A 23948-nucleotide genomic window follows, 5' to 3' on the forward strand; every position below is an offset into this window, starting at 1 on the left:
TCCGCGGAACCCAACTCCGCACCATCACGCACACGCACCACCACAGCCCGCCCCGACAACGTCCCGTAATCCACCCCGATCACACACGCATCGGAGAGGGAGGATTCCTGGTGTTCGGCATTCACGGAGGGGAGCCTTCCTGTCGCAGTATCGAACCACGTTCGAGATTTCGAATGAGTGTCTTTATTCTAGCAAGTCCTTGGCCCCGGCAGGAGGCCTGGTGCAGGCCTCCTGCCGGGGCCGACGGCGTCAGCCGTTCTGCGGTGCGACCGTGATCCGGTCGATGTCCGGCGCGTACGCCGAGGCGTTGCCGAAGGTGACGGTGTTGGTGCCGGCCTTGAGGGTGACCGGAACCGGCAGGTACCAGTAGTTGGACCAGCTGTACGTGTTGCGGAACATGACTGTCTGCGTGGTGCCGTTGACGGTGATGTCGGCCGCGCGGGAGACGATGTTGGTGTTGTAGTTCCCCGAGCCCGAGACCTCGTCATTGGCGTAACGGACGCTCATCACGTACCGCCCGGCCTTGGTGGCCTTCACGGGCAGAGTGAGGGTGTTGCCGGAGCCGTTGCCGATGTCGCCGACGTACTTGCCGCCCGAGGTCCAGGCGTTGCTCGCGACAGCCGCGCGGCCGGCGAGGGTGCCGTCCTCGGCCTCGTAGGCGGTCACGCCCTCCGTGCTCGGCGCACCGGTGACCAGCAGGTCGCGCAGGGAGAGTCGATCGTGTCCCTGTGCGGCCGCGGTGATGCGGTTGTTGCCCGCCGACAGGTACAGCCTCAGGGTCTTGCCCGAGTTCTTCCCCTTTGCCGGTGTCAGCGTGGCGGCGGTGGCGCCGTCCAGGCTCAGGGTGCCGTTGCCGGTGTAGTCGGCCCGCACCGTGTAGTACCCGTCGGCCGGTGCGCTGACGTCGAAGACGGCCTTGTCGCCCTTGCGCAGCACGAGGGCGCCGGCGCCGCTGACGCCCGATGTGGAGTAGTCGTACGACGGCGAGCCGGTGATGTCGGCGTACGTCGCCGGGTAGACGGCCTGCGGGGTGGTCGACGCGGTGAGGTCGATCTTGTCGAGGGTGACCTCGCTGGTGCCCTTGGCCAGGCTCAGGGTGTGGGTGCCGGCCGACAGGGCGACCGGGGTGCGCACGATGGAGCGGTAGGTCCAGTTCAGGGTGGACCCGTAGGTGAGGTCCACCGGGGAGCCGCCGTCCACCGTGAGGGTCTGGGTGGAGGGGGTGCCGGACTGGTTGCCGTAGAAGACGTCCAGGTCGTACGTGCCCGTCTTCGGGACGGTGACGGTGAAGGCGACCTTGCTGGTCGCCTGGTTGAGGCTGCCCACGTCCTTGGTGCCGGAGGTGGCGAAGCCGTAGGGGTTGGAGCGCGAGCCCTGGGAGTAGACCGTGCCCGCCGTGATCGCGGCGTTCTCGGCCTCGTACGACGCCGACCAGGGCAGGCTCGCCGCGGTGGACGTGCCGTGGCCGGCCGGGTTGACGGTGACCCGGTAGGCGGCCATCGGGTCCAGGCCGGTCAGCGGCACGGTGACACCGTGGTCCTTGCTGACGGCGAGGGTGGCGCGGGAGACCACGCTCGGTGCGGCGGCTGCGCCCTCGTAGCCGCTCCAGCCGACGCGCTCCACGGTCACGTCGACCTTGTGTCCGAAGGAGGCGGGTATGTGCCGGAGCACGGTGTCGACGGAGCCGGAGGTCCCGCCGAGGAGGACCTGGGCCTGCTTGCGGCGCGTGTCCAGTGACCCGATGCCCTGCAGGGTGTCGATGGTGTTGGCCTGCGGCGGGGTCGTCGCGACGGTCTTGCCGGTCAGGCCCGCGTACCAACGCAGCAGCCACCAGCTGCCGTTGGGGATGTTGGTCTGGACGGCGTTGTCGTTGAGGTTGCCCGCGACGTTCCAGTACGCCTGGTCGGCGTAGACCTTGTTCCGTTCGAACATCGACAGCCACTGGACCATCTGCCCGGGGACGGACTGGTCGCGCCGGTTGGCGTACTCGTTGATGCTGACCGGTCGCGGGGAGATGCCGGCGTTCTTCTCGATGGTCCGGTAGGCGGCGAGGTTGGACTCGAAGTCGGCCAGGGAGCCGGGGTCCAGCTCGTGCCAGGTGGTGACGTCCGGCAGGACGTTGTTGGCCTTCGCCCAGGGGTAGAAGTCGGCCATGAGACGGGCGTCGTAGTGGGTCTCGTTGGGGCCGGCGATCCGGGCGTTCGGGATGATCGAGCGGATCTTCCTGTAGACGGTGGCCCAGTCGCTCTCGAACCTGTCACGCGTACTGGTGTACGTGGCGGTGTCGGAGCTGCCCAGGCCCTGGTACCAGATGCCGTCGGGCTCGTTGAACGGCACCCACACGAAGTCGTCCGCGTCGGGGCGGGCGGCGACCTTGCGGACCATGGTGTCGACCTTGGCCAGGTAGTCGGCCAGGCCGAGGTTCTCGTAGGGCCACTGGGAGTAGTAGTCCTGCATGTAGATCTGGACCTCGCCGCCGCCGGCGCGGTCGTAGGCGGGCTTGACCGTCAGCGCGTCGCCGTTGGGGTGCTGCAGGCCGTCGGGTGCCTTCTGCACGATCGAGGTCATGTGCAGCGGGTCCAGCAGACTGTCGCCGGGGACGCCGTCGTCGCTGAGACCGTAGAGCGTGCCGTTGGCGCCGTGCATGACGGCGCCGGTGGTCCGGCCGAGGTCCACTGTCAGCTGCGGTGTCGCCGCCTGCGCGGCAGGGATGGTCAGCGCCGTACCCGTGAGGGCCGCGGCGACGACGCCCGCGCCCACGAGGGTGCGGAAGCGTCCGGATCTGCTGGTTGTACGAGGCATGACGGTCCTCCTCCTCCCGCGGCATTGCGGGAGGCGTGCGGGGCGGGATGGATCCGGCCTGGGCCGGGGGTACTTGACGGGGCCGCTGGTGATGCCGGAGACGGCGCGGCGCCGAAGGTGACGAAGACGAAGACCTTGGGAGGGCTCGTCGTCACGGCGAGGGCGGAGTTCAGACGCCGGTGGCCGGGGGACGGCTGGGGGCCGGCGACCTGGGTGCGGCTGAGCGGCCGGGGGGCCGCAACCAGATCGCCGGGGGCGGGGTGGGCGGCGGGATGCCGATGGCGAGGGCGACGGCTGCGAGGTCGTCGCCTTCACCGGCACTGGCGCTCATGACCGTGGTGACGTACCGCTTCCTGGTGACCTTCGTGCCGGCCTGCGCGTTCCTGCCCCCGGCGGACGGCGGGGGAGGGGGCGCACAGGCGGTTCGCAGGAACCGTCGGGGTCCCTTGCTGTCAACGCTCAGCCGGTTGGTCGCGCAACCATCGAGGGCGATGTCGGACACGAGGACGCTGAGGGACCGGGTCACGCTGCCGAACTGTGCGAGTGCGGTCGCGTCGCGACCGCAGCCCAGCGCCTCGACGCCTGCCTGGGCCTGCTCCTGGATCTCTTCGTTCACGCTCGCGTGGCCGTCGGCGACTCGCGACGTGGTCGAACAGGAGAGGCCTGTCGCATCTTTGTGACCGGTCACATGCATGCCAGGATTGTGAGCGGTCACAACGTGGGCGTCAAGAGACGGACACATGGGATTCACACTCCGAGCCGCGCAGGTGGTGTCGTCTCGTCACTTCCGCCGAGCGGAGTGCCCAGCTCAGACCCGCAAGAGCCGCCCCGGTGCGGCCTGTTGGCGGGAGGGAAAAAGTTGACCACCACTGCCGGGGCGGGCAGGGGTCCGCATCTCCGGTCGCATCCTCGAGTCGGGCTGTATGTCGTCGTCGAGCCGCGGTGGTACTACCTGCCCGCGGTGGATGGACCGGGGTTCGGGCCGAGGGTGCCGGACGCGGAGGCGGTCGCGTCAGGGCGAGTCCTGGCTCGCCCGGGCTGTGACTCCGTGGCCGGGCCCGGACGCCGGCCGCGCCCTTGTGCCGTCGGCCGAGAGGACTGTCCATGGCTCTTGCACGCAGTTCTTGCTCACTTGTAAGCCAGATCCCATGACGACGATCATGGCCCACGTGGCATCCACCGACATCGATTCCGTCGAAGACTTCTGCGCCCGCTGGGAGAAGGCGTGGAACGACCATGACGGGGAGGCGGTCGCGACACTGTGTGCCGACGATCTGGTCCATGACGAACCCGCCCTGGGGGAGACGGCGCACGGGACGGACCCCATCCGCACGTTACGTCCTGAAGTTCCGCTTCTCCGGCGGCATTCCCGGGCTGCGGCCGCTGCGCGGCGCCGTGGCCTCCCCGGAGGCCGACTACCACGGCGTCGGCGCGGTCCTCGACGTCGGCGAGTACGGAAGCGACGACCTGCCAACGTCACGGACGGACTCGCCCTGGACAGCGGGGGCGACGTCGCGTCGGGCGCGAACCTCAAGCAGTGGGCCTGGGACGGCAGCCCCAACCTCCAGTGGCAGGCGGTCGAGCTCGGCGACGGCCACTACAAGCTGGTCAACATCGCCAACGGCATGGTCGCCGACGGCTGGGGTGATTCGGGGAACGGTGCCGCCGCTCGCCAGGCGCCCTGGAACGGCGGCAGCAACCAGCAGTGGACGATCACCCACCGGGGCGACGGCCGCTACTCGATCGCCAACCGCACCACCGGCCTGGTCCTCGACGGAGGCGGCAACGTGGCCTCCGGCTCCCTCACCAAGCAGTGGACGTACGACGGCAGTACCAACCTGATGTGGACCTTCACCGCCCTGTGAGGCTCATGAAGCCCCCGACCAACCTGCTAGGTAGGGGAGTTGGAGCTGCCCTCCGGGTTCACCCCCTGGAAGGCCCACTGCTGTTCCCCCGACACAGCGCGATCGGTCACCGTCACGTGCCGGGCTGTCGCGCCGGGCTCGGGGGCCAGGGCGAGACCCTGGTGCCGGCTCAGCAGGAGCTCCCCGGCGCCGGTCAGGATGTACGACACCTGATCGGGCCGGTCCGCGCAGGATGCGATGCGCACGCTTCGACCGCCGGGGTCGGCGGCCAGGCAGAGCGAGGGGTCGGCGCCGCTGCGGAGCGTGCCGTCGAACTCGTACGACCACTGCTGGGACACGGCGGACGAACAACGCGCCAGCCGGGCTTCGGCCCCGGAGTCGACCGGGCCGTCCACGTCCAGGCAGAGCCCGGTGGCGACATTGCGCAGGCTGCCGTCGGTGGTCGTGCCGGACCCTGACAGGGAAGCGGTGGACGGGGCGGCGCCGACGGGCGGCACGCTGGGGTCGGGGCTCGTCGAGACGGCGGTGGGGACACCCCAGGCGGGGACACCGGGCATGCCCTGGCCGTCGTCGGACCAGCCCCGGGCGGCGAGGACGACCGCCAGCAGGGCGAGCGAGGTGAGGCCCGCGCCCACGGCCGCCGCCGTACGGTGTCTGCCGTCCGCCCCGGTCCGGTGCCGGCGGCCGGCAGGTACGGTGGCCGTCGCCTCCGTGGCCGACCGGTCCGCGGGGTTGCTGCGGCCGGGCCGTGAGGCGAGATAGCGGCGACCGCCCCAGCCGAGTACGGCATCGGCGAGCAGAACGTCCAAACCGCTCTCGAAATAACCGAGTTGCTCAAGAGCGTGCTGGCAGTGCGGGCATTGCCCCAGATGCAGACGGACATCGGGAGGCAGTGTGCCGCCCCTGCGCGCGGCGACGTCGATGAGACGGTTGTGGAAGCGGCATTCCGAGGACGGCGCGAGTTCCCTGTGCGCGCGTACGACACCGGCACGGAATTGTTCGCGGGCCTGCCCCAGCGCACTGGTCGCGGTGGCCGTGTCGAATCCCGACAAACCGGCGGGTATGTCTATGGGTTCGGCCTCGACCTCGGTGTGCCACAACAGGCATTGGGAAATTGCGGGCAGCGCCACGAAGGCGCGTTCCGCGAGTTTTCTGCTCGTGGCGACCCCGGGTCTCGCCGCGTGGAGACCGCGGCCGCCGGTGGGCTTGCGCAGTTCCGGCATGGCCGCACAGGCCCCGTCGTCCGCGGCCCAGGCGCGGACGGTCTCGCGGACCGCCACGAGGAGTTGCGGGCGCAGCGCTCCGTCGGGGGTGCCGTCCTCGAACCGGTTGAGTACCTGGTGGAAGGCGCTGGTCGCCGCGAGCGGGGCCGCGGCTGTCGCGGTGGCCAGGCAGAGCAGCGCGTAGTCGCGGGCCGATGGCCAGTGCCGGGCGAGGAGCAGGGCCGTGGCGTGCTGCCGTTCGGTGTCCTGGCCGCTCAGTTGGATGAAGAGGTCCCGGTCCGATTCTCCCGGGGTCGGTCCGGGGCGGGGCGGGTGCGGCGGGCGTGGGGGGTGAGGGGACGGCACGTAACCAATTTCCTTTCCAGTCGCAGAACGGCATGCCAATTGACGCCCTGTCGGAAAGCGGGGAGTGATTGGTGCATACCTGCAGGGCAGCCTCTTCGGCTGGTCAAGCCGTAGCTGCCCTAAGGGGAGCCTCACCTTCGCATGTACATCACACAGGAAACAAGAACTTCCACTGACTCATCTTCAAAGTCTCGGGAATTCGGAACGTTACCGGCGGTAGCTCCAGGGTCTATTGGAAATGGTGACCAAGTGCCGGGAAGGGTGGGCGAAATCGGACGCTCCAAAATCGATGATCATTTGGCCCCAAGGTCCAAGTGCCGCCCATGAGTTGGGGGAAGGGTCGGGGGCGGTGGATCCGACATGCCCGTCCCCGCATCTCCCAAAAGCGGAGAAAGAGAACGGGAAGCGCGCCATCGTCGTGCATGAGGACGAACTCGTTACGAGTGCGACAGGGCGGCCCGCTCTTGAACTCACTGGGCCAGTGGGTCCGCAGAGGGACGCCACGGTCGGCACAGTGCCAGGAAGCAGCCCGCCGCGGCCGGCGCGAGACCCAGCACCGACAGGGCCATGGGCAGCGCGGTGCCCTGGCCGCCGAGACCGGCCAGGGCCGGGGCGACGGCGCCCATGAGGAACTGTGTGGCGCCCAGGAGCGCCGAGGCACTGCCTGCGGCGTGCGGGGCACGCTGAAGGGACAGGGCCGTGGTGGTGGGCAGGATCATGCCGGCCAGGCAGGCCGTGAAGAACAGCGCGGTGGCGATCCACGGCAGGCCTGCATCCGTGAAGGCGGCCAGGACGACCAGGGGGGTGTCGGCGGCGCCCAGCACAGCAAGTCCCGTGGCCAGGATGCGGAACGAGGGGAAGCGTCCGAGGAGCAGCTTGCCGTTGAGCTGCCCGGTGGGATGCCTCCTGCCGACTGCGTCAGCGGCCCAGGTGGGCGACGAGCAGGTTGGGGTCCTTGCCGGTCATGTAGGCGGCGCTGGGGACGTACACCTTGCTGCCGTGAACCGCGATGGAGGTGGGGGTCTGCAGACCGTCGGCCGGGGTGAGCACGGCGGTGTGGGTGCCGTCGAGGCGGACGAGGTCGACCTGGTTGTCGTCGCGGGCGGCGAGCAGGGTGTCGCCGTGGCCGGTGAAGGCGAAGTCGTCGATGGACGGCATACCGGTGGCCCGGACCTGGATTTTCCCTGCGGCGCCCTTGGAGTTGAGCGGGATGCGCAGGACGGTGCCGCGGTCGAGGTTGGTGGCCCAGACGGCCCCGTCGTGCAGCTTCAGACCGTTGGCGCCGGCGAACGTGGTGGGCTCCAACTGCGTGCCCCTGGCCCAGACAGTGGCCTTTCCGCCGCGTGCGGGCAGCCTGTAGATGACACCGTGCACGGAGTCCGTGACGTAGACCTTCTCGGCGTGCTGGTCGAGGGCGAGCCCGTTGGGCAGTCCGTCGGCGGGCAGGGCGGCGATGCGGCGCGGGCGGCCACCGGGGCGTACGGCCCAGACGCCGGTGAGGTCGGCGGTGCCGGTGGCGTAGGTGACGTACAGGGTGCCGTCGTCGGCGCGGGCGATGCCGCCCACGAACGCCTTGCCGAGGTTGGGGGTGCTCGCCTTGGCCGGGGCCGGCAGCGTGGCCAGCACGTGCGGGCGATGGCCCGGCGTGATGCGGACGATCTGCCGGGCGAAGGAGAAGGTCAGGTACGCCGCTCCGGTCCGGTCGACGGTGATGTTCTCGGGCTGCTGCGAGGCCGCCGGCTCGAAGTGGTTGGTGATGTGTGGTGCCGAGAGGGGCTGGGTCGCCGCGGTGGCGGTGGCCGCGGAGGCCAGCAGGGCCGCGGTGACGGCGAGCGTGGTCAGGGAGGTGCGGACGTGCATGAGGCGGTTCTCCTGGTGGGGTTCTGCTGACGGTCCACTGCCGGCCCGTGGGGGTCGCGGGCCGGCAGTGGGGCTCGACGGGGTGGTACTGCTACGGCTCAGGGGGCGACGATCTTGATCGTGCTGGCCCAGCCGTGGCCCGCCCCGCGGATCTGCAGGGCCATGTGCAGCAGCTGGAAGCCCTCCAGTGCGCGGGCGTGCCTGAGCGCACCGACATCGACCGGGTTCAGCCCACCGGAGGTCACCAGGTCCGCGACCTGCTTGCGGGCGGCCTCGTCGTCACCGGCGATGAACACGTCGAGCGCAGTGCCGTTCACCTCTCCGGCGACCAGGGTCGTGGCGAACGTGGTGTTGAACGCCTTCACGACACGGGTGCCCGGCGCGACGACTCCGGCGATCTCCTCGGCGGCGGAGGAGCCCGGGGCGACGACCAGCGAGTCGAGGGAGGCATCGACGGGGTTGCTGATGTCGATCAGCACCTTGCCGCTCAGCCGCTCCCCGTAGGCCGCGGCAAGCTGCTTCGCGGCGTCGAAGGGGACCGCGAGGACCACGATGTCCGCGGTGTCCACGGCCGATTCGTCGGCGGCGGCGATCCGGCCCTCGCCGGTTGCCCGTCCGCGCAGTTCGTCGACGAGTCGTACGGCCTTACCGGGGTTCTTGGCGGTGACGGTGACCGTGTGGCCACCGGCGAGGGCGCGGGTGGCGATGCCTCGGGCAATGGTGCCGGCACCGACGATGGTGATCTGCATGGAAGTGGTGTCCTTTCTCCTGTACTGCGCTGCCCTGTGCCTGGTCGCTGTCAGACGTGGACCCGCACCACGTTGAACGGGAGCTTCGGATCGGAGATCTGGAACTGGAAGTTGACGATCAGCAGGTCGTGGCCGTCGACGGCGGCCGTGGAGGGGCTGTGCATGCTCTGACCGTGGACCGTGCGCACGAGCTCGGCCCTGGTGTAGTCGTGGCTCAGCTTGAGGACGCTGATCTGGCCCTCGGGGTGGTCGAGTTCGGTGACGGCGGTGAGGGTGTGGCCCCGCAGCAGGAGGCCGTCGCCGGAGACGCCCTTGGCGCCGCCGAGGTCGATCGGGACGACCTTGTGGGTGCGGATGTCGACGCGGTAGAAGGCGTGGTCGTTGTAGTCGGCGAGCAGGACGTAGCGGCCGTCGCCGGTGACCACCAGGCCGTTGCCGTTGAAACCGTCGTCGTAGACCATCGGGGAGTGGCTCAGGTCCGTGCCCACGTGCAGCGGCTGCTGGACCTTCCTGCTCTTCAGCTCGGCGGCGGTGATGTGCCACAGCGCCGGGTGGATCGAGTCGGAGACGTAGGCGTCGCCGTTGGGGGCGAGGGCGACGTCGTTGAGGAAGGTGTCGCTGCGGCCGGTGTCGAACACGTGCAGCAGGGCGCGGGTGTGGGTGTCGTAGACGAAGACCTTGCCGGTCGCGCCGCCCGCGACGATGAGCCGTCCCGCACGGTCGGTCTTCATGCCCGCGACGGAGGTCCGTCCGTCCTTGCCGCCGGGCAGGAACACCCTGGTCGCGCTCTGGTGGACATCACCGCGGTAGATGGTGCCGTCGCTGGTGCTGCCGACGTAGAAGTAGGGCGTGCCCTGCTGGCGGGCGATGCCTTCGGGGTAGGTCTTGTCGCCGGGGATGGAATAGCTGGCGGGCAGCGGTTCGTGGTGCTTCCGGGCGGCGGCGTGGGGCAGGTCGCCGCCGGAGGCGGCCAGGGCCGGGGTGGCACCGCCCAGGACGAGGAGGGAAGCCACCGCCACGACGGCGACACGGGGACGGGAAAGGCGGGTACAGGACATGACGGATCTCCGTGCAGGGATAAGTGAGCAGAACAATGAGGGTGATCAACAACCTGGGGCGACGACCGAAGAGAGTGCGGGTCGCGCGCAGTGCCCCGGATCCGCGCGGCGCGGGTCGCACATGCCGACGGCGGTCAGTTGCCGGCCGGGAAGAGGGACCGGTTGGCGATGTCGATGATGAACGGGCCGAGGTGGGCCGGGTATCGGTCGACGATCGCCTTCTTGTATGCGTCGCCGTCGCCGTCGTCGTCGAGCAGCTCGCGGGCGTCGGTCAGGTAGCGCCGGACGTCCTCGTAGACCTCCGGGCCGGTGGGCAGGCCGTGGCCGGCGAGGATCGTGTCGTATCCGGACTCGGAGGCCAGGGCGTCGACGGCCTGCTGCCAGCCGGTGATGTCGTTGTTGCCAAGGTAGAGGTGGACGTCGTTGTAGACGAGGTCCTGGGCGATCAGCACGCCCTGCTCGGGCAGCTTGATGAGCAGTTCGTCGGCGGCCTCACCGCCGGCCACGGCCTCGAAGACGAACGGGACGCCGTCGATGACCTCGGTGCCGGGAATGACGGCCACGCTCGGCGTGAAGTCGGTCAGGGGGATGACCTGGCCGGTGGGCAGGTTGCTGTCGCCGCGGGCGATGATCTGCTCGCGCACCTGGGCCAGCGCGTGGACGGGGACACCGAAGCGGGCGGCGCCGTTGTAGTGGTCCGGGTGGGCGTGCGTGACGATGAGGCGGTCGATCGGCTTGCCGAGCCCCTTGGCGTAGGCGATGGCCTCGTCGGCGTAGGCGGGGAGCAGCTGGGCGTCGATCGCGATGACGCGGGCCGGGGTCTCGATCAGCTGGGTGGTGGTGTGGAAGGTGTCCGCCGGCGACATGTAGCTGTGGATGCGGACCGCGCCCTTGTCGAGGACCGTGACCGTGCCGTTCATGGGGGTGCTCCTTGCGGTGGAGGCGGCTTCGCGCCGTCTTGATGTCCTCCACTCTCGCCGCGAAACCGCAGGCAGACGAGATACGCTGAAGACGCGGCATGGTAAATCGAGGACATCTGGAGATCGTGATGCTTCCCGTGGACCTCGGTGACGGCGATCCCTCCCGGGGCGGCGCCATCCTTCGGCTCGGCTTCCGTCCGCCCGAGGAGCGGGTCCCCGGCTTCGAGATCATCGACCTCGCCACCCTGCACGAGCGGCGCCGGCGCCGGGGGAGGCGGCCCGACCTGGTGCACCGGGTCGATTTCCACACCCTCACCCTGATCACGGAGGGCAGCGGGGAGCACGCGATCGACTTCGTGACCTACCCCGTCCGCCCCGGCACCCTGCTCTGGGTGCGGCCGGGCCAGGTCCAGCGTTTCGTCCGGCCCGGCACGGCGAACGGCACGCATCTGCTGTTCACGCCGGCCTTTCCCCCGCACAGCAGCAGCGCCGACCGGCTGGTGAACGAGTGGTACGGGTCAGCGTGCTGGCAACTCGGCGCGAGCCCCGCGTACGCGGTGCTGGCGACCTTGCTGGGCCAACTGCGGGCGGAGTACGACCGTCTGGGGCCGACCGTCTCGGCGGAGATCCTCCAACTCCTGCTGGCCACCGTGCTGTTGCAGGTCGACCGGCTGCCCCACGCCGACGGCGCCGGAGACCCGAACGCGGGCGGCGAGGCTTACGCCCGCTTCCGTGCCGAGCTGGAACGCTCCTACGCCACCACCCGTCGCGCCGCCGACTACGCCCACCGCCTCGGATACACCGTCAAGACCCTCACCCGCGCCTGTACGGCCGCCACCGGGCAGCCCGTCAAACACGTCATCGACGGTCGAGTCGCCCTGGAGGGCCGGCGGCTTCTCGCCCACACCGACGAGCCGGTGGCGACCATCGCCCGACGCCTGGGTTTTCCCGAACCCTCCAACTTCGGCAAGTTCTTCACCCGACACGTCGGGGTGACTCCGGGCGCATTCCGTCAGACGCATCAGGGGCACCAGTGAGAGTGATCCCCCCGGGGTGGAGTCCGGAAGTCGTCTGCGTGAAGCCTGCGTGAATGCGGCTCTCTGCAAGGGGATTACCGAAGGAATAGCGAGAACCGGTGAACTCGGATCGGGTGCCCGCCAATGGATGACCGGCGCGTGAGACAGAGTCCGGTGCCTGCGGCAGGGCGGTCGAGGCGACACGACGTCATTGAACGTCGTGCGAGGTCGCAGACCGGCTGGACAAGATGCGAATCCGCCGCCGCGGTAGGGCGAGAACGCGTGGAGATCGTGATGCGGTCGAAGAACCGGGTGCCGGAGACCTGCCGACGGGAGACCCGATCCCACGTCTCGCTTTCAAGCCGCCGCAGGAGACGGTTCCCGGCTTCGAGATCATCGACCTGGCCACCCTGCACCGGCGGCGCGCCCGAAGGGATCCCGACGGGGTGCACCGGGTCGATTTCCACACGCTCTCCCTGATCACGGAGGGGAGCGGGGAGCACGCGATCGACTCCGTGACCTATCCCTGTCGACCCGGCACCCTGCTGTGGGTCCGGCCCGGCCAGGTCCAGCGTTACGTCAGGCCGGGCGCGACCGACGGTGTGCAGCTGCTGTTCACTTCGTCCTTTCCGCCTCACCTCGACCATGCCGACCGAGTGGTCAGTGAGTGGAACGGCCCCGGCTGCCGGCAACTCGGCACGAGCGCCGACTACGCCGGGCGGGGGGCCACGACCGACGCTCGGGGGACGGTCCGCCAGGAAGGCCGAGGCGTGTGAGGCGGGCGACGCCGTCCTCGCCGACGCCGATCTCGACCTCCAGGGCCCGGTGGCCCCACCGCAGGATCCGGGATGCGCTGCTCATGCTTGCCTTTCCGGTGGGGCGCAGGGGCCGGGCTCAGGTGACACGGAGTGCGGCGCTGCCGCTGGCCGGCGTTCGGAGACGCTGCCGCCCGTCCGCTGCGCGTGGGGTCGGTGAGGCTCCGTCAGGTCATGACGCGGCCTCCCCCCCGGCATCGAAATCGGCACACCGAAGCGCGTGTCGAAGCGCTTCACCTGGCGGCGAAGGTTAATCACAGATTTCGTGCGAAACAAGGGAAACAACAACGGGAAACTTTCGTACTGTCCAGTCGTTGACAGCCTCACGGGCCAATGGCAGCGTCGAAGCGCTTCAATTCTTTGCAACCAGCCTGCATAGGGGATCGCTCGTGGGTTCTGCCTCCCTGTCCACCGCCGACCGTCTTCCGTTCCGCGACCCCGCGCTGCCGGTCGACAAGCGTGTCGACGATCTGCTCGGACGGCTCACTCTCGACGAGCGGATCGCGCTCCTGCACCAGTACGCACCGGCTGTCGAGCGCCTCGGCGTCGCCGTGTTCCGCACCGGCACGGAGGCGCTGCACGGGGTGTCCTGGCTCGGCGAGGCGACGGTCTTCCCGCAGGCCGTGGGGCTGGGCGCGACCTGGGACGAGGACCTGGTCCGCGAGGTGGCCGACGCCGTCTCGGTCGAACTGCGCGCCTTCCACTACCACCGCCCGACGGCGAACGGCGTCGGCGTCAACAGCCTCCAGGCCTGGGCGCCCGTGGTGAACCTGCTGCGCGATCCGCGCTGGGGCCGCAACGAGGAGGGCTACTCCGAGGACCCGGTGCACACCGCACGGCTCGGCACGGCCTACTGCCGGGGCCTGGCCGGAGACCATCCGACCTACCTGCGCGCGGCCGGAGTGCTCAAGCACTTCCTCGCCTACAACAACGAGGACGACCGCTGCATCACATCCTCCGGCCTGCGCCCCCGTGTCCTGCGGGAGTACGACATGGCGGCCTTCCGCCCGATCGTCGCCTCGGGCGCGGCGACCGGTGCGATGGCCGCGTACAACCTCGTCAACGGCCGCCCCTGCCACGTCAGTCCGCTCCTGGACGAACTGCGCGACTGGGCCGTGCCGACCGGCCACGAACTGTTCGTCGTCAGCGACGCCGAAGCGCCCTCCAACCTGGTTGAGCAGGAGCACTACTTCGCCGACCACGCCGAGGGCCACGGCGCAGCGCTGAGGGCCGGCATCGACAGTTTCACCGACCTGAACGAGGACAGCCACGTCACCGTCGGCCGACTGAGCGAAGCCCTGGAGCGCGGTCTCGTCGACGAGGAGGACATCGACCGAGCGGCCCGGCGCCAGCTGCAACTGCGTTTCCGGCTGGGCGAGTTCGACCCGGACCTCGACCCGTACACCGCCATCGGCCCCGAAGTGATCGACAGCCCGGAGCACCGCGCCCTCGCCCTGCGCGCCGCGACCGAGTCGGTGGTGCTGCTCAAGAACGACGGTCTGCTGCCCCTCCAGCCGGACCGCACACCGCGGATCGCCGTCATCGGCCCGCACGCCGACCGCCTGTACGAGGACTGGTACAGCGCCACCCTGCCCTATCAGGTCGGCATCGCGTCCGGGCTGCGCGCGAAGGCGGGTGACGTCGTCACCGTGGAGGGCTCCGACCGGATCGCCCTGCGGTCCCGCACCACGGGCGAGCCTCTGGGCGGGACCGCGTACGACGTCACCGAATGGGGCGACGGGGTGCTGACCCTGCGCGACGCGGAGACCGGCCGCTACCTCACCCGCAAGGACGACGACTCGCTCGTCGCCGACCGCACGGTGATCAAGACCTGGTTCATCGACGAGAGTTTCCTGCTGGAGCCGGATCCTCTCGGCGACACCGACACGGTGCTCCTGCGCAACGTCCGCACCGGACGCTACGCCGCGGTCGACCCCGCCGACGGCACGGTCACCGTCAGCGCCGACACCCCGCAGGAAGCCGAACGCTGGCAGCGCGACCTGCTGCGGGACGGGGTGGCCGAAGCCCGCAGCGCCGCCGCGGCGGCGGATGTCGCCGTCGTCGTCCTCGGCAACCATCCGCTCATCAACGGCCGCGAGACCGAGGACCGCACGGGCACCGCCCTGCCCGCCACCCAGGAGGCCCTGCTGCGCGAGGTGGCCGCGGTACGCCCGGAGACCGCGCTGGTCGTCATGAGCAGCTACCCGTACGCCGTCGACTGGGCCGACGAGCATCTGCCTGCCGTGGTGTGGACCTCCCACGGCGGGCAGGAGACAGGCGGGGCACTGGCCGCCGTGCTGTACGGCGAGGCCGACCCGTCGGGACGGCTGCCGCAGACCTGGTACCGCGGCGACGACGAACTCCCGCACCCGCTGGACTACGACGTCATCAAGGCCGGCTGGACCTACCAGTACCACCGCCGGGCACCTCTGTACGCCTTCGGCCACGGCCTGTCCTACACCGACTTCACCTACAGCGACCTGCGGCTGTCCACGACGACGGTGCCGCAGGACGGCGAGCTCGACGTCACGGCCACACTCCTCAACACCGGGGCGCGGCCCGGCACCGAGGTGGTCCAGCTCTACGTCCGTGCCGTGGACGCCCGTTACGAGGCGCCCCGGCTCAAGCTCGCCGACTTCCGCAAGGTACGGCTGGAGCCCGGGGAGAGCAGCGAGGTGACCTTCCGGCTGCCGGCCGAGCGGTTCGCGCACTGGGACGTCGCCACGGGCGCGTTCACCGTGGACCCCGGCGGCTACGAGATCCTCGTCGCCCGCTCCGCTGAACACGCCGTTCTGACCGCGCCGTTGACCGTGACCGGGCCCGCCCCCGCACCCCGCGCGGTGGTCGGCAGGCGCGTCCTGGCCGCCGACTTCGACGACTACAGGGACGTCACCCTCGTCGACGCGACCCGTAGCGCCGGAGACGCGGTCACCCCGACCGATCCCGCGTCCCCCGCGTTGTTGGTGTTCGAGTCCGTCGACCTGTCCGGCATCACCCGCTTCGATGCGGAAGTCGCACGCGGGGCGACCGGGACGGGCGAGGCACGCCTCGAGGTACGGGCCGGCGACCGGCTCCTGGCGGAGCTCGTGCCACCGGTCACGGGCAGCCGGTATACGTGGACGACGGTGAGCGTCGACGTGGCGGCGCCCGGCGACGGCGTCCACGAGCTGCGGCTGACCCTCCACGGCGACTTCCGCCTCTCCTCCTTCTCCTTCAACTCGTCTCAGGAGCCAGCCGTATGAGCCGCCCCGCATTCCCGGCACTGCCTCCCGGATTCCGCTTCGGCGCCGCCACCGCCGCCTACCAGATCGAGGGCGCCCACGACGAGGACGGCCGCGGCCCCTCCATCTGGGACACCTTCAGCCACACCCCGGGCCGTACCCTCGGCGGCGCCACCGGCGACACCGCGACCGACCACTACCACCGCTACCGCGAGGACGTCGCGCTGCTGAGCGGCCTCGGCGTCGACACCTACCGGTTCTCGATCGCCTGGTCCCGTCTGCTGCCCGAGGGCACCGGCCCGGTCAATGCAAAGGGTCTGGACTTCTACGACCGTCTGATCGACGAGCTGCTGGCCGCCGGCATCGCACCCGCCGTCACCCTGTACCACTGGGACCTGCCGCAGCCCCTGGAAGACCGGGGAGGCTGGCGCGTCAGGGACACCGCGGAGGCGTTCGCGGCCTACGCGACGCTCGCCGCCGAACGCTACGGCGACCGGGTCCAGCGATGGATCACCCTCAACGAGCCGTACTGCTCGGCCTTCGTCGGCTACGCCGAGGGCCGCCACGCCCCCGGCGCTCAGGAGGGCCGGGGCGCCCTGGCCGCCGCCCACCACCTGCTCGTCGGCCACGGTCTGGCGGTACGGGCGCTGCGGGCGGCGGGTGCCCGGGACGTCGGCATCACCCTCAACCTGGACCGTGTCCACGCCGCCTCGGACCGGCCCGACGACAGGGCGGCCCACCGCCGTGCCGAGACCCTGCACAACGACATCTGGGCCGAGCCGTTGTTCGCGGGCCGTTACCCCGCGTACGAGGCCGAGACCTGGGCCTGTCTCGCCGACGGCCCCTGGCGCGGCCGGGACGACCTGACCGTGATCGGCGCCCCGCTGGACTTCGTCGGCCTGAACTACTACCGGCCGATCTGCGTGACCGCGGCACCCCACCGGGAGCCCGATCCCGAGCAGCGCACCGCGGTCGACATCGGCGTCGCCGAAGTGGACCCCTACGGCACCCGGCACACCACCATGGGCTGGCCGGTCGTCCCCTCCGCACTCACCGAACTGCTCGGCCGACTCCACGCCCGCTACCCGCGGTTGCCCCCGATCTGGATCACGGAGAACGGCTCCGCCGAGGCCGACACCCTCACCTCCGACGGTCAGGTCCACGACCCCGACAGGACGCACTACCTCGCCGACCACCTCCGGGCGGTCGCCGACGCGATCGACTCCGGTGTCGATGTGCGCGGCTACTACCTCTGGTCGCTGCTCGACAACTTCGAGTGGGCGCGCGGCTACGACCAGCGGTTCGGCCTGGTCCACGTCGACTACGACACCCGCACCCGTACGCCCAAGGACAGTTACCACTGGTACCGAGACCTGATCGTCGCACACCGCGCCAGGACATAGGACAACTGAAGGGGTCGGCATGTAGGCGCCTTCCCGGCCCCTTCAGTACGGGTTCTCGGCGTTGGATCAGCCTGTCACTGGATCGTCCACGCCTGGTTGGGCTGGTTCAGTGACATCCACTGATCGATGGCGGCCCCGTTGGCCGTCGAGGCACCGCCGATCTCCAGGGCCTGCCTGCTCTCGAAGTTGCGGATGACGTACCCACCGCTGGTCGGCTCGAAGTACCACAACTGGCTGTTGCTGCCGCTGTAGGTGTTCTGCTCGAGCTTCGCCCCCTTGAAGTGGCTCGACTGATCGATGTCCAGGGCCTTGCCGCTGTTCCTGTTCACGATCTTGTAGAGCTGACCGCTCACCCGCGCGATGTTCCACTGCTGGTTGGTGCCGCCGTTGCCCGGCCACTGCACCACGCTCGCGCCGTCGGTGGTGGAGGCCTGGTAGACGTCGGCCAGCTGCCCGCTGTTGACGTTCTTGAGCGTGTAGTACGTCGAGGAGTCGACGTTCGGTCCAGCGGTCGAGTCCTCCAGCGCGCCGCCCGCTTGCTGCACGCTGAAGTCGGCGATGAAGAAGTACGCGCCGTCGGTCTTGGAGACCCGTACGTAGCGGAACTTCTGGCGGGCGTCGATGTCACCCGTGAGCGTCGAGGCGAGTGGCAGTGTGGTGGCCCCTTGGCGTCCCAGCACGGTGTAGGTGGCGAAGGACGGGTCGTTGGAGGCCCGGATCTCGAACCCGCTGCGCGTCTCGGGCTGGTCGATGTCCTGGCGCATCGTCAGGGAGTACTGCCCGAGCTGGTACGCCCGGCCCAGGTCGACCTGCCACCAGGCCGAGGTGTCGCTCCCGGTGGGAGACCAGCCGGTGGAACTGTCGTTGTCGTCGGCGCGGGACGCCGCCCAACTGGAGTTGACGACTGAGGAGGCGGACGTCGGCTTGTTGTGGGCGAGGTTGAGCTTGGCCGACAGGCCCTGGTAGGCGGGCTCCAGACCGGACGCCTTCATCACCGAGGTGCCCGTGGTCGCGTTGCCGGTGAGCGTCATGGCGGAACCGTTGGCGTTCTGGTTGATGAAACCGTCGGTGTGCGACAGCACGTTGTTCGAGAGAGTCATGTTGTTCGACCCCTCGTCCATGTAGAGACCGGATACGGCTGATCCGCAGGCGGACGGCGTGCGCACCACGTCGTGAACGTAGTTGCCGTTGATGACGGTGCCCGGATCGTTGGAGAGGTGGTAGATGCCCGCGGTGTCGCACAGGCGGTTCACCACGTTGCCGATCCGGTTGTAGCTGATGCTGTTCCTGCCCTCGGCGTTGGCGGCTGACTGCCAGCCCCAGCCGAGTGAGATGCCGGCCCAGGGGGCGTCGGTGATGTCGTTGTGGTTGATGGTGGTGCTGTTGACGAATCCCGCGTTGATGCCCGCGGTGCCCAGGTAGTCCTCGCCGATGCGGGTGATCAGGTTGTCGTTGACCGTGACGTTCTTGACGACCTCGCGCGGATCCTCACCGGTCGGGGAGGCCGGCGGGTTGTAGACGGTGTGGTACTCCACCGTGGGATCGGAGAACTTGCCCACCATGATCCCGTTGCCCGCGATGTCGTAGACGATGTTGCCGGTCGCGCTGCTGTCGTGGACACCGTGGGACAGGTCGAGGGCGGTGGCCCCCATCTGCGTGAAGGTGTTTCCGGTGAATGAGACGCGGTCGGCTTCGGCGACCTGGACCCCGGCCGGCGGACGGCCCACGTACTGGTGGTTCGAGGCGTCGGCGGACAGGTTGTAGTTGCCGCCCTGGCCGTTGAGCAGGCCGTTTTCGGTCGCTTCCATCCATGTGGTCTGCGCGAAGGTGATGCCGGAGAAGCGCAGGTCATGCGCCGGGTTGTCCAGGCTGCCGCCCTTGACGTCGACGAGCGTCTGCAGGGTGGGCGCCTGCACGGTTGCCGTGGACATGTCCTCGCCGGAGCGCGGTTTGTAGTAGACCGCCTGCGCCGCTGTGTCCACGTAGAACTCGCCCGGCTCGTCGAGGAATTCGTGGGCGTTCTCGAAGTGCAGTGGGGAGCCGTTGGCCAGCACCGGGTAGGGGCGCTGGAAGAGGATGCCCGCCTCGTGGTCCTGGATGGACACGTCGGCTGTGCCGTTGCTGGAGGAGAACGACTTGAGCCGCAGGTAGTTCTCCGCCCACTGCGTCTCCAGCACCATCTCGACCTGGTTGAGGCCGCCCCAGTCGGAGACCTGTGAACTGAGGACCTTCAGCAGCTTGTTGGTCTTGTCGCTGCCCTGCAGCTGGAAGTCCGAGCCGAGATCGGGGAAGCGTGCGCGGGTGGCGCGGACGCCGTTGACGTACAACTGGCGGAAGTTCAGGGTGCCGACGGAGGCCTTGTACTCACCGTTGCCGACGGCGCTCCAGCCACTGATGGTCCTGCCGCTGCTGATCACGGGGGTCTCGCCGTTGTACGCCTGGTAGACGACGGTGTGGCCGTTGGTGCCGGAGTCGCTCGCGCCGAACGTGATCGGGCTGGTGAGGGAGTAGGTGCCCCCGCGCAGGTTCACGGCGATGTCGTCGGACATGTTCGCGTTGACACCGCGGACCGCCGCCTGGGCCGCCTGGACGGTCTTGAACGCGGCGGCGGTGCTGGTCCCCGAGTTGCTGTCACTGCCGTTGACGGGGTCGACGTAGAAGTTCGTCGTAGCCGCATAGGCCGGCTGAGCCGGCAGCACGGCCGCGAAGACGACGGCGGCTGCCGCGAGCGACTTGTACAGCCCCGCGCCGGCGCGTTGGGGTCTCATGTGGGTGTCCCTCCTCGTACCCCCGTTATGAGTAGCATTTATCGGCTCTCGATTGAGGCGCCGTCAAGACGATGGATCGAATTAATTTTCACGGACTTAACAAGCGGCGAGCGATTGCTGCCTGGGTTTGGTCCTGTTCCGGCGTCCGAGGGGGCGAGAATTCGCAGGTGGAGACGGTATGGCGAGTGTCCAGGAGGGGATTGCCGTGTTGACGCCAACCGCTCGCCGAAATAAGTACGACTCATTGTGGTCGAGTCTGTGTTGTGGTGCGGGCCGGGCGGAACTCGGTCACCAGCGTCAGGTCCGTCGGCGAGGTCACGCCTCCCCGGGACCGGCGTCAGGCAGCAGACTCACCTTCACGGTCTTCGTCTCGAGCTGAGCGGCGTACGGCCACCCTGCTAATTCTCAGGTACTGCCGGCTCCCCCTCCTCCCTACCGTTCGAGTTGTCCGCCAGGCCCCGGCCTCATCAAGGGGCTCCGTCCACAGACAGGAAGAGACGACTCTCATGCGCCTGTTAGGTTCCACCCTCGCCACGGTCGCGGCACTGTGCATGGTCGCCACCGGTGTCGTCCTCGCCCAGCCCCCGCAGCCCGCCGCGGCCGCGGCCTCCGACTGCGTGGGAGGCAAGCGCGGCTTCCGCGACCACCCGGACAACGCCTCGGGAGATTTCAAGAAACCGCGGGAGTTCTGGGTCGGCAACGTCCACTTCACGCTCGAGAAGGGCGTCTACGGCAGCACGCAGATCGGCTTCGGCAAGATCAGCGGTCAGACCCGACCCGGCGACAAGGTCTGGATGGACTGGCGGGCAGACGGCTGGGACAACGCCGACGCCGTGTACCCCTGGCTCCAGTGCGGCCCCTTCACCGTCCGGTCCGCGGGACAGAGCCTGACCACGCCCTTCCGGCGGACCAGCACCGACCCCGACTACCAGTTCCGGGTCTGCGGCTCGCTGATCACGGACCCCCCGGCCAAGTGCTCCGCCTGGTGGTAGACCACGCCGACCCGCTACTGCCCCCGGCGAAAGGCCCAACCAAGCGCGGCGCAGGTGCCCGACGGGGTCACAGCCGGGTGCGCCTGCCTTCGACCGGCAGCCCGTCGCCATCACCGAGCAGCTCCGCACGAGCACCCCGGCCCGACTCCGTCGTCAAGATGCCGCTGGATTACCCGTGAAACGGTGCCTTCGTCGGGCACCTGGAGGCCGGTGAGGATGGAGACCAGGGGCAACTTGCCCGCGCCGTTGCCGTCGGAGGTGATCAGGCCAGCGGACAAGCTGGTCCTCCAGCAGGCTGGGGCGGGCCTGGATGATCGTGCTGTCGTGGTGGGTCCTGCCGGGCTTGAAGGTCTTGCCGCCGATCACGGCCTCCAGGTGGTCCAGGGTGTACTCGGCGTAGAGGCCGGCGGGCTGGGACGGACCTCCCGGACACAGCCCGAGCGCTTGCCGACGCAGGTTCGCCGAGCTGTCTTCCCGCGTCGATCGGGTTCCGCTCAAGGCGTGGTGGACAGCGGCGTCGACCATTCGCGGCCGTGCACCTCGTGAGTGCGAGGGACCGGCCCGATCCCACCCGTGTGATGGCGCGCTCGACGGCGATCTGTTCCTGTGGAGGAACGGGTGGGCAGCCGCCGTCAACCAGGCGCTCGGCGGTCTGAGCCACCGACAGCCCACCTATGCTTCCAGACGATGCAGCCAGGCATCCTGTCCGTCGGCCAAAGGGAATGCCAGAGGCAGCGGCTCGAAACGGCAGCGGAACGTCATGCCGTTGTCGCGCCCCGCGCCCGTCACGCGGTGGTCCCACGCATCCGGGACATCTGCGTCGCCGTCCACCTCCAGTTCGAAGAAGGTGGTGTGGCGGGGGAAGCGGCGGATCGGGTGGGGGGTGTGCTCCTCCGCGAGGGGGCGCAGCACTCGCACACATGTCAGCCCGCACTCCTCCGTGACTTCCCGCAGCACCGCCTCTTCCAGCGGCTCCTCCGGGCCCGCACCCCCCGCCGGGACGTGTGGTCCCGGCGGCAGGTCGGCGTCATGGTCGAACACGAGCAACTCCACCGGCCGCCCCGCGCGTCGGCGCAAGACGTAGGCGGCCACTCGGACACGCAACGTCAACTCCCGCATTCCGCCAGCGTAGGGGTTGCGGCCTGTCGGAATCAGTGGCTCCAGTAATCGCGGCGGGGCAGTTCGACCCACACGTCGGGAGGTCCGACCACAGCACGGCTGTCGACCGGACGCAGTCCCACAAAGGCGCAGGAATAGGCCACCGCCTCGTAGTGGTGGAGATACGACGCCAACACTTCCTCGGAGGTGTCGTTCTCGTCCGGTCCCCCGCCAGGGTGCAGGTCCCAGCCCTCGACCCTTCCATGACGGGCGATGCTGCCTTGGTTGCCGCTCTTGGGATTGGCGTACAGGCCGTAGCAGACCGTTCCGGTGGACAACCGGGTCAACACGCCGGGCATCTGCGGCGCGTACCCCCAGGGCTGCGTGACGACGCAACCGCCCGGGACGGAGGTCACGCCGAGGATCTGCAAGCTCTCGTCCATGTCGTACTCGTACGGATCTTCAAGGAGCTCATCGATCACGTCACCGTCCACCGGCGTCGCCTCCAGACGGCGTACCGCCTCGGCCGCGTCGATGCCGGCCACGCAAGCCAGCCCCATGCCGTCGTACTCGAACGTGCCCAGTGCCGTGGTGAGCCGATCGGCCTCTTCCGCTGTCGCACGCTCCGTGTCGGTCAGGCGTACCCCTTCCGGTACCTGAAACAGACCGGGCGTGGGTCCGGCCAGGCTCAGCCGCCCCGGCGACCAGCCGCCGATCGACAGTCGCCAGGGATCGGCCCCGGCAGCGGCGAGGGCTCGTGCGTTGTCCGGCTTCTTGGACACGACGGCCTCCCAGAGCGCCGTCACCCCGTTCTCCAGCGCGTCCACATCCGCAACTCGACCAGCCAGCTCGGCGACCACCTCCGCGGAGCCGAACGTGGCCGCGCGATGCAGCGGCCGGCCCCCGCTCCACTTCTCCGGATCGGCGCCTTCGCCGAGACGCCGACGAATGTCGTCGACATCCGTCCAGTCCCAGCCCATACCAGCCCAGCCGTCGTTCACCGCTGCCACCGATCCCCCTTCAACCTGGCGCATGCTTTCGCGCTACACGCTCGCACACGGGTCTGACACGGGGGCTGACCAGCGCGTTCGCCGTCGACACCAACGCGGCATCACCCCGGGCAGTCGGATTGCCCGGCGCCCGCGCCTAGTAGCTGTCGTAGCCGGGCTCGCCGTTCGGCCGGTAGACCGCGACGACGGTGCCGCCCTTCGTCGTCGAGACGCTGACCGGCTCCAGTGCGGTGGGGATGGCCCCGTCGGCGAACAGCCGCTTGCCGGTGCCGATGATCACTGGATGGATGGTCAGCCGGTACTCGTCGACGAGGCCGTGCCGCATGAGGGCCTGGGCGAGGTCGCCACTGCCGACAACGTTGATGTTGCCGCCGTCGGACTCTTTCAGCGTGCGTACGGCATCGACGGTGTCGCCCTCCAGCAGCGCGGAGTTCTGCCACTCGACGGACGTCAGGGTCCGAGACGCCACGTATTTGTCCATGCTGTTCATCCGCTCGGTGAACGGGTTGTCCGGATCGGCGGTGGGCCAGTACGCCGCGAAGATCTCGTAGGTCTTGCGGCCGAGCAGCATCGCGTCGGAGGACTCGTACCAACCGGAGATGGCCGCGCCGACCTCGTCGTCGGACGTCGGCTTCTGCCAGCCGCCGTGTTCGAAGCCGCTCTGCGTGTCCTCGTCCGGACCGCCCGGTGCCTGCATGACGCCGTCCAGCGTGAGGAACGTGCAAACAATGATCTTGCGCATGGTGCGCTCCCTTCGTCGACGGGTAGACGGCACAGCCGCCGAGAACTCATCGGCGCACGGG

General features: G+C 69.4%; 17 protein-coding genes and 1 pseudogene. 6 read left to right on the top strand and 12 right to left on the bottom strand.

What is annotated here, in order from left to right:
• Window positions 1-249: 249 nt before the first annotated feature.
• A complete protein-coding gene (locus tag ACFYRX_RS44480; RefSeq protein WP_389112847.1) occupies window positions 250-2802 on the bottom strand; it encodes a CBM35 domain-containing protein in 2553 nt (850 codons plus the stop codon).
• Between the two features lie 169 nt (window positions 2803-2971).
• The gene (locus ACFYRX_RS44485) at window positions 2972-3496 is read right to left on the bottom strand and encodes a hypothetical protein (RefSeq protein ID WP_389112849.1); all 525 of its coding nucleotides are present in this window, start codon (window positions 3494-3496) and stop codon (window positions 2972-2974) included.
• A gap of 641 nt (window positions 3497-4137) precedes the next feature.
• Between ACFYRX_RS44485 and ACFYRX_RS44490 the strand changes: the two are divergent.
• Window positions 4138-4667: pseudogene (locus tag ACFYRX_RS44490) on the top strand (RICIN domain-containing protein); the annotation flags it as partial.
• A gap of 26 nt (window positions 4668-4693) precedes the next feature.
• On the opposite strand, the gene ACFYRX_RS44495 reads toward ACFYRX_RS44490, so the two are convergent.
• From ACFYRX_RS44495 to ACFYRX_RS44520, 6 genes are all read right to left on the bottom strand, one after another.
• Window positions 4694-6235: an RICIN domain-containing protein gene (locus ACFYRX_RS44495; RefSeq protein ID WP_389112851.1), complete on the bottom strand. Its 1542-nt coding sequence runs from the start codon at window positions 6233-6235 to the stop codon at window positions 4694-4696.
• Between the two features lie 470 nt (window positions 6236-6705).
• On the bottom strand, window positions 6706-7059 hold the full coding sequence (locus tag ACFYRX_RS44500) for a hypothetical protein (protein ID WP_389112853.1): 354 nt from the start codon (window positions 7057-7059) through the stop codon (window positions 6706-6708).
• Window positions 7060-7153: 94 nt separating this feature from the next.
• Window positions 7154-8095, bottom strand: a complete 942-nt coding sequence (locus ACFYRX_RS44505; RefSeq protein WP_389112854.1) for a hypothetical protein — start codon at window positions 8093-8095, stop codon at window positions 7154-7156.
• Between the two features lie 98 nt (window positions 8096-8193).
• The gene (locus ACFYRX_RS44510) at window positions 8194-8898 is read right to left on the bottom strand and encodes an NADPH-dependent F420 reductase (RefSeq protein ID WP_389112939.1); all 705 of its coding nucleotides are present in this window, start codon (window positions 8896-8898) and stop codon (window positions 8194-8196) included.
• On the bottom strand, window positions 8895-9902 hold the full coding sequence (locus ACFYRX_RS44515) for an SMP-30/gluconolactonase/LRE family protein (protein ID WP_389112856.1): 1008 nt from the start codon (window positions 9900-9902) through the stop codon (window positions 8895-8897). Before ACFYRX_RS44515 ends, ACFYRX_RS44510 begins: the two co-directional genes overlap by 4 nt.
• A 134-nt stretch (window positions 9903-10036) precedes the next feature.
• Window positions 10037-10822, bottom strand: a complete 786-nt coding sequence (locus ACFYRX_RS44520; RefSeq protein ID WP_389112858.1) for an MBL fold metallo-hydrolase — start codon at window positions 10820-10822, stop codon at window positions 10037-10039.
• 128 nt (window positions 10823-10950) lie between these two features.
• Here ACFYRX_RS44520 and ACFYRX_RS44525 point away from each other — a divergent pair, with 128 nt between their 5' ends.
• From ACFYRX_RS44525 to ACFYRX_RS44540, 4 genes are all read left to right on the top strand, one after another.
• Window positions 10951-11859 (top strand): AraC family transcriptional regulator, encoded by a 909-nt coding sequence (locus ACFYRX_RS44525; protein WP_389112940.1) that lies wholly within the window; start codon window positions 10951-10953, stop codon window positions 11857-11859.
• Between the two features lie 227 nt (window positions 11860-12086).
• Window positions 12087-12614, top strand: coding sequence for an AraC family ligand binding domain-containing protein (locus tag ACFYRX_RS44530; RefSeq protein ID WP_389112860.1), 528 nt, complete (start codon window positions 12087-12089; stop codon window positions 12612-12614).
• A gap of 428 nt (window positions 12615-13042) precedes the next feature.
• The gene (locus ACFYRX_RS44535) at window positions 13043-15895 is read left to right on the top strand and encodes a glycoside hydrolase family 3 C-terminal domain-containing protein (RefSeq protein WP_389112861.1); all 2853 of its coding nucleotides are present in this window, start codon (window positions 13043-13045) and stop codon (window positions 15893-15895) included.
• Window positions 15892-17277, top strand: a complete 1386-nt coding sequence (locus ACFYRX_RS44540) for a GH1 family beta-glucosidase (RefSeq protein WP_389112863.1) — start codon at window positions 15892-15894, stop codon at window positions 17275-17277. Before ACFYRX_RS44535 ends, ACFYRX_RS44540 begins: the two co-directional genes overlap by 4 nt.
• A gap of 74 nt (window positions 17278-17351) precedes the next feature.
• Here ACFYRX_RS44540 and ACFYRX_RS44545 read toward each other — a convergent pair whose 3' ends face one another.
• Complete coding sequence (locus ACFYRX_RS44545) at window positions 17352-20045, bottom strand: RICIN domain-containing protein (RefSeq protein ID WP_389112864.1); 2694 nt, start codon at window positions 20043-20045, stop codon at window positions 17352-17354.
• A 506-nt stretch (window positions 20046-20551) separates the two neighbouring features.
• Between ACFYRX_RS44545 and ACFYRX_RS44550 the strand changes: the two genes are divergently transcribed.
• The gene (locus ACFYRX_RS44550) at window positions 20552-21037 is read left to right on the top strand and encodes a hypothetical protein (RefSeq protein ID WP_389112866.1); all 486 of its coding nucleotides are present in this window, start codon (window positions 20552-20554) and stop codon (window positions 21035-21037) included.
• 672 nt (window positions 21038-21709) lie between these two features.
• Here the strand turns inward: ACFYRX_RS44550 and ACFYRX_RS44555 are convergent.
• From ACFYRX_RS44555 to ACFYRX_RS44565, 3 genes are all read right to left on the bottom strand, one after another.
• Window positions 21710-22156 (bottom strand): NUDIX domain-containing protein, encoded by a 447-nt coding sequence (locus tag ACFYRX_RS44555; RefSeq protein WP_389112868.1) that lies wholly within the window; start codon window positions 22154-22156, stop codon window positions 21710-21712.
• 32 nt (window positions 22157-22188) lie between these two features.
• Window positions 22189-23145, bottom strand: a complete 957-nt coding sequence (locus ACFYRX_RS44560; RefSeq protein WP_389112869.1) for an ankyrin repeat domain-containing protein — start codon at window positions 23143-23145, stop codon at window positions 22189-22191.
• Window positions 23146-23281: 136 nt separating this feature from the next.
• On the bottom strand, window positions 23282-23887 hold the full coding sequence (locus ACFYRX_RS44565) for a dihydrofolate reductase family protein (protein WP_389112870.1): 606 nt from the start codon (window positions 23885-23887) through the stop codon (window positions 23282-23284).
• Window positions 23888-23948: the final 61 nt, after the last annotated feature.

The sequence above is a fragment of the Streptomyces sp. NPDC005374 genome (assembly GCF_042872225.1).
GTDB lineage: Bacteria > Actinomycetota > Actinomycetes > Streptomycetales > Streptomycetaceae > Streptomyces.

Excerpts from the sequence above, each read along its gene's own strand:
- ACFYRX_RS44480 (WP_389112847.1), bottom strand. The coding sequence starts at position 2,802 with ATGCCTCGTACAACCAGCAGATCCGGACGCTTCCGCACCCTCGTGGGC.
- ACFYRX_RS44485 (WP_389112849.1), bottom strand. The coding sequence starts at position 3,496 with ATGCATGTGACCGGTCACAAAGATGCGACAGGCCTCTCCTGTTCGACC.
- ACFYRX_RS44505 (WP_389112854.1), bottom strand. The coding sequence starts at position 8,095 with ATGCACGTCCGCACCTCCCTGACCACGCTCGCCGTCACCGCGGCCCTG.
- ACFYRX_RS44515 (WP_389112856.1), bottom strand. The coding sequence starts at position 9,902 with ATGTCCTGTACCCGCCTTTCCCGTCCCCGTGTCGCCGTCGTGGCGGTG.
- ACFYRX_RS44520 (WP_389112858.1), bottom strand. The coding sequence starts at position 10,822 with ATGAACGGCACGGTCACGGTCCTCGACAAGGGCGCGGTCCGCATCCAC.
- ACFYRX_RS44525 (WP_389112940.1), top strand. The coding sequence starts at position 10,951 with ATGCTTCCCGTGGACCTCGGTGACGGCGATCCCTCCCGGGGCGGCGCC.
- ACFYRX_RS44530 (WP_389112860.1), top strand. The coding sequence starts at position 12,087 with ATGCGAATCCGCCGCCGCGGTAGGGCGAGAACGCGTGGAGATCGTGAT.
- ACFYRX_RS44540 (WP_389112863.1), top strand. The coding sequence starts at position 15,892 with ATGAGCCGCCCCGCATTCCCGGCACTGCCTCCCGGATTCCGCTTCGGC.
- ACFYRX_RS44545 (WP_389112864.1), bottom strand. The coding sequence starts at position 20,045 with ATGAGACCCCAACGCGCCGGCGCGGGGCTGTACAAGTCGCTCGCGGCA.
- ACFYRX_RS44550 (WP_389112866.1), top strand. The coding sequence starts at position 20,552 with ATGCGCCTGTTAGGTTCCACCCTCGCCACGGTCGCGGCACTGTGCATG.
- ACFYRX_RS44555 (WP_389112868.1), bottom strand. The coding sequence starts at position 22,156 with ATGCGGGAGTTGACGTTGCGTGTCCGAGTGGCCGCCTACGTCTTGCGC.
- ACFYRX_RS44565 (WP_389112870.1), bottom strand. The coding sequence starts at position 23,887 with ATGCGCAAGATCATTGTTTGCACGTTCCTCACGCTGGACGGCGTCATG.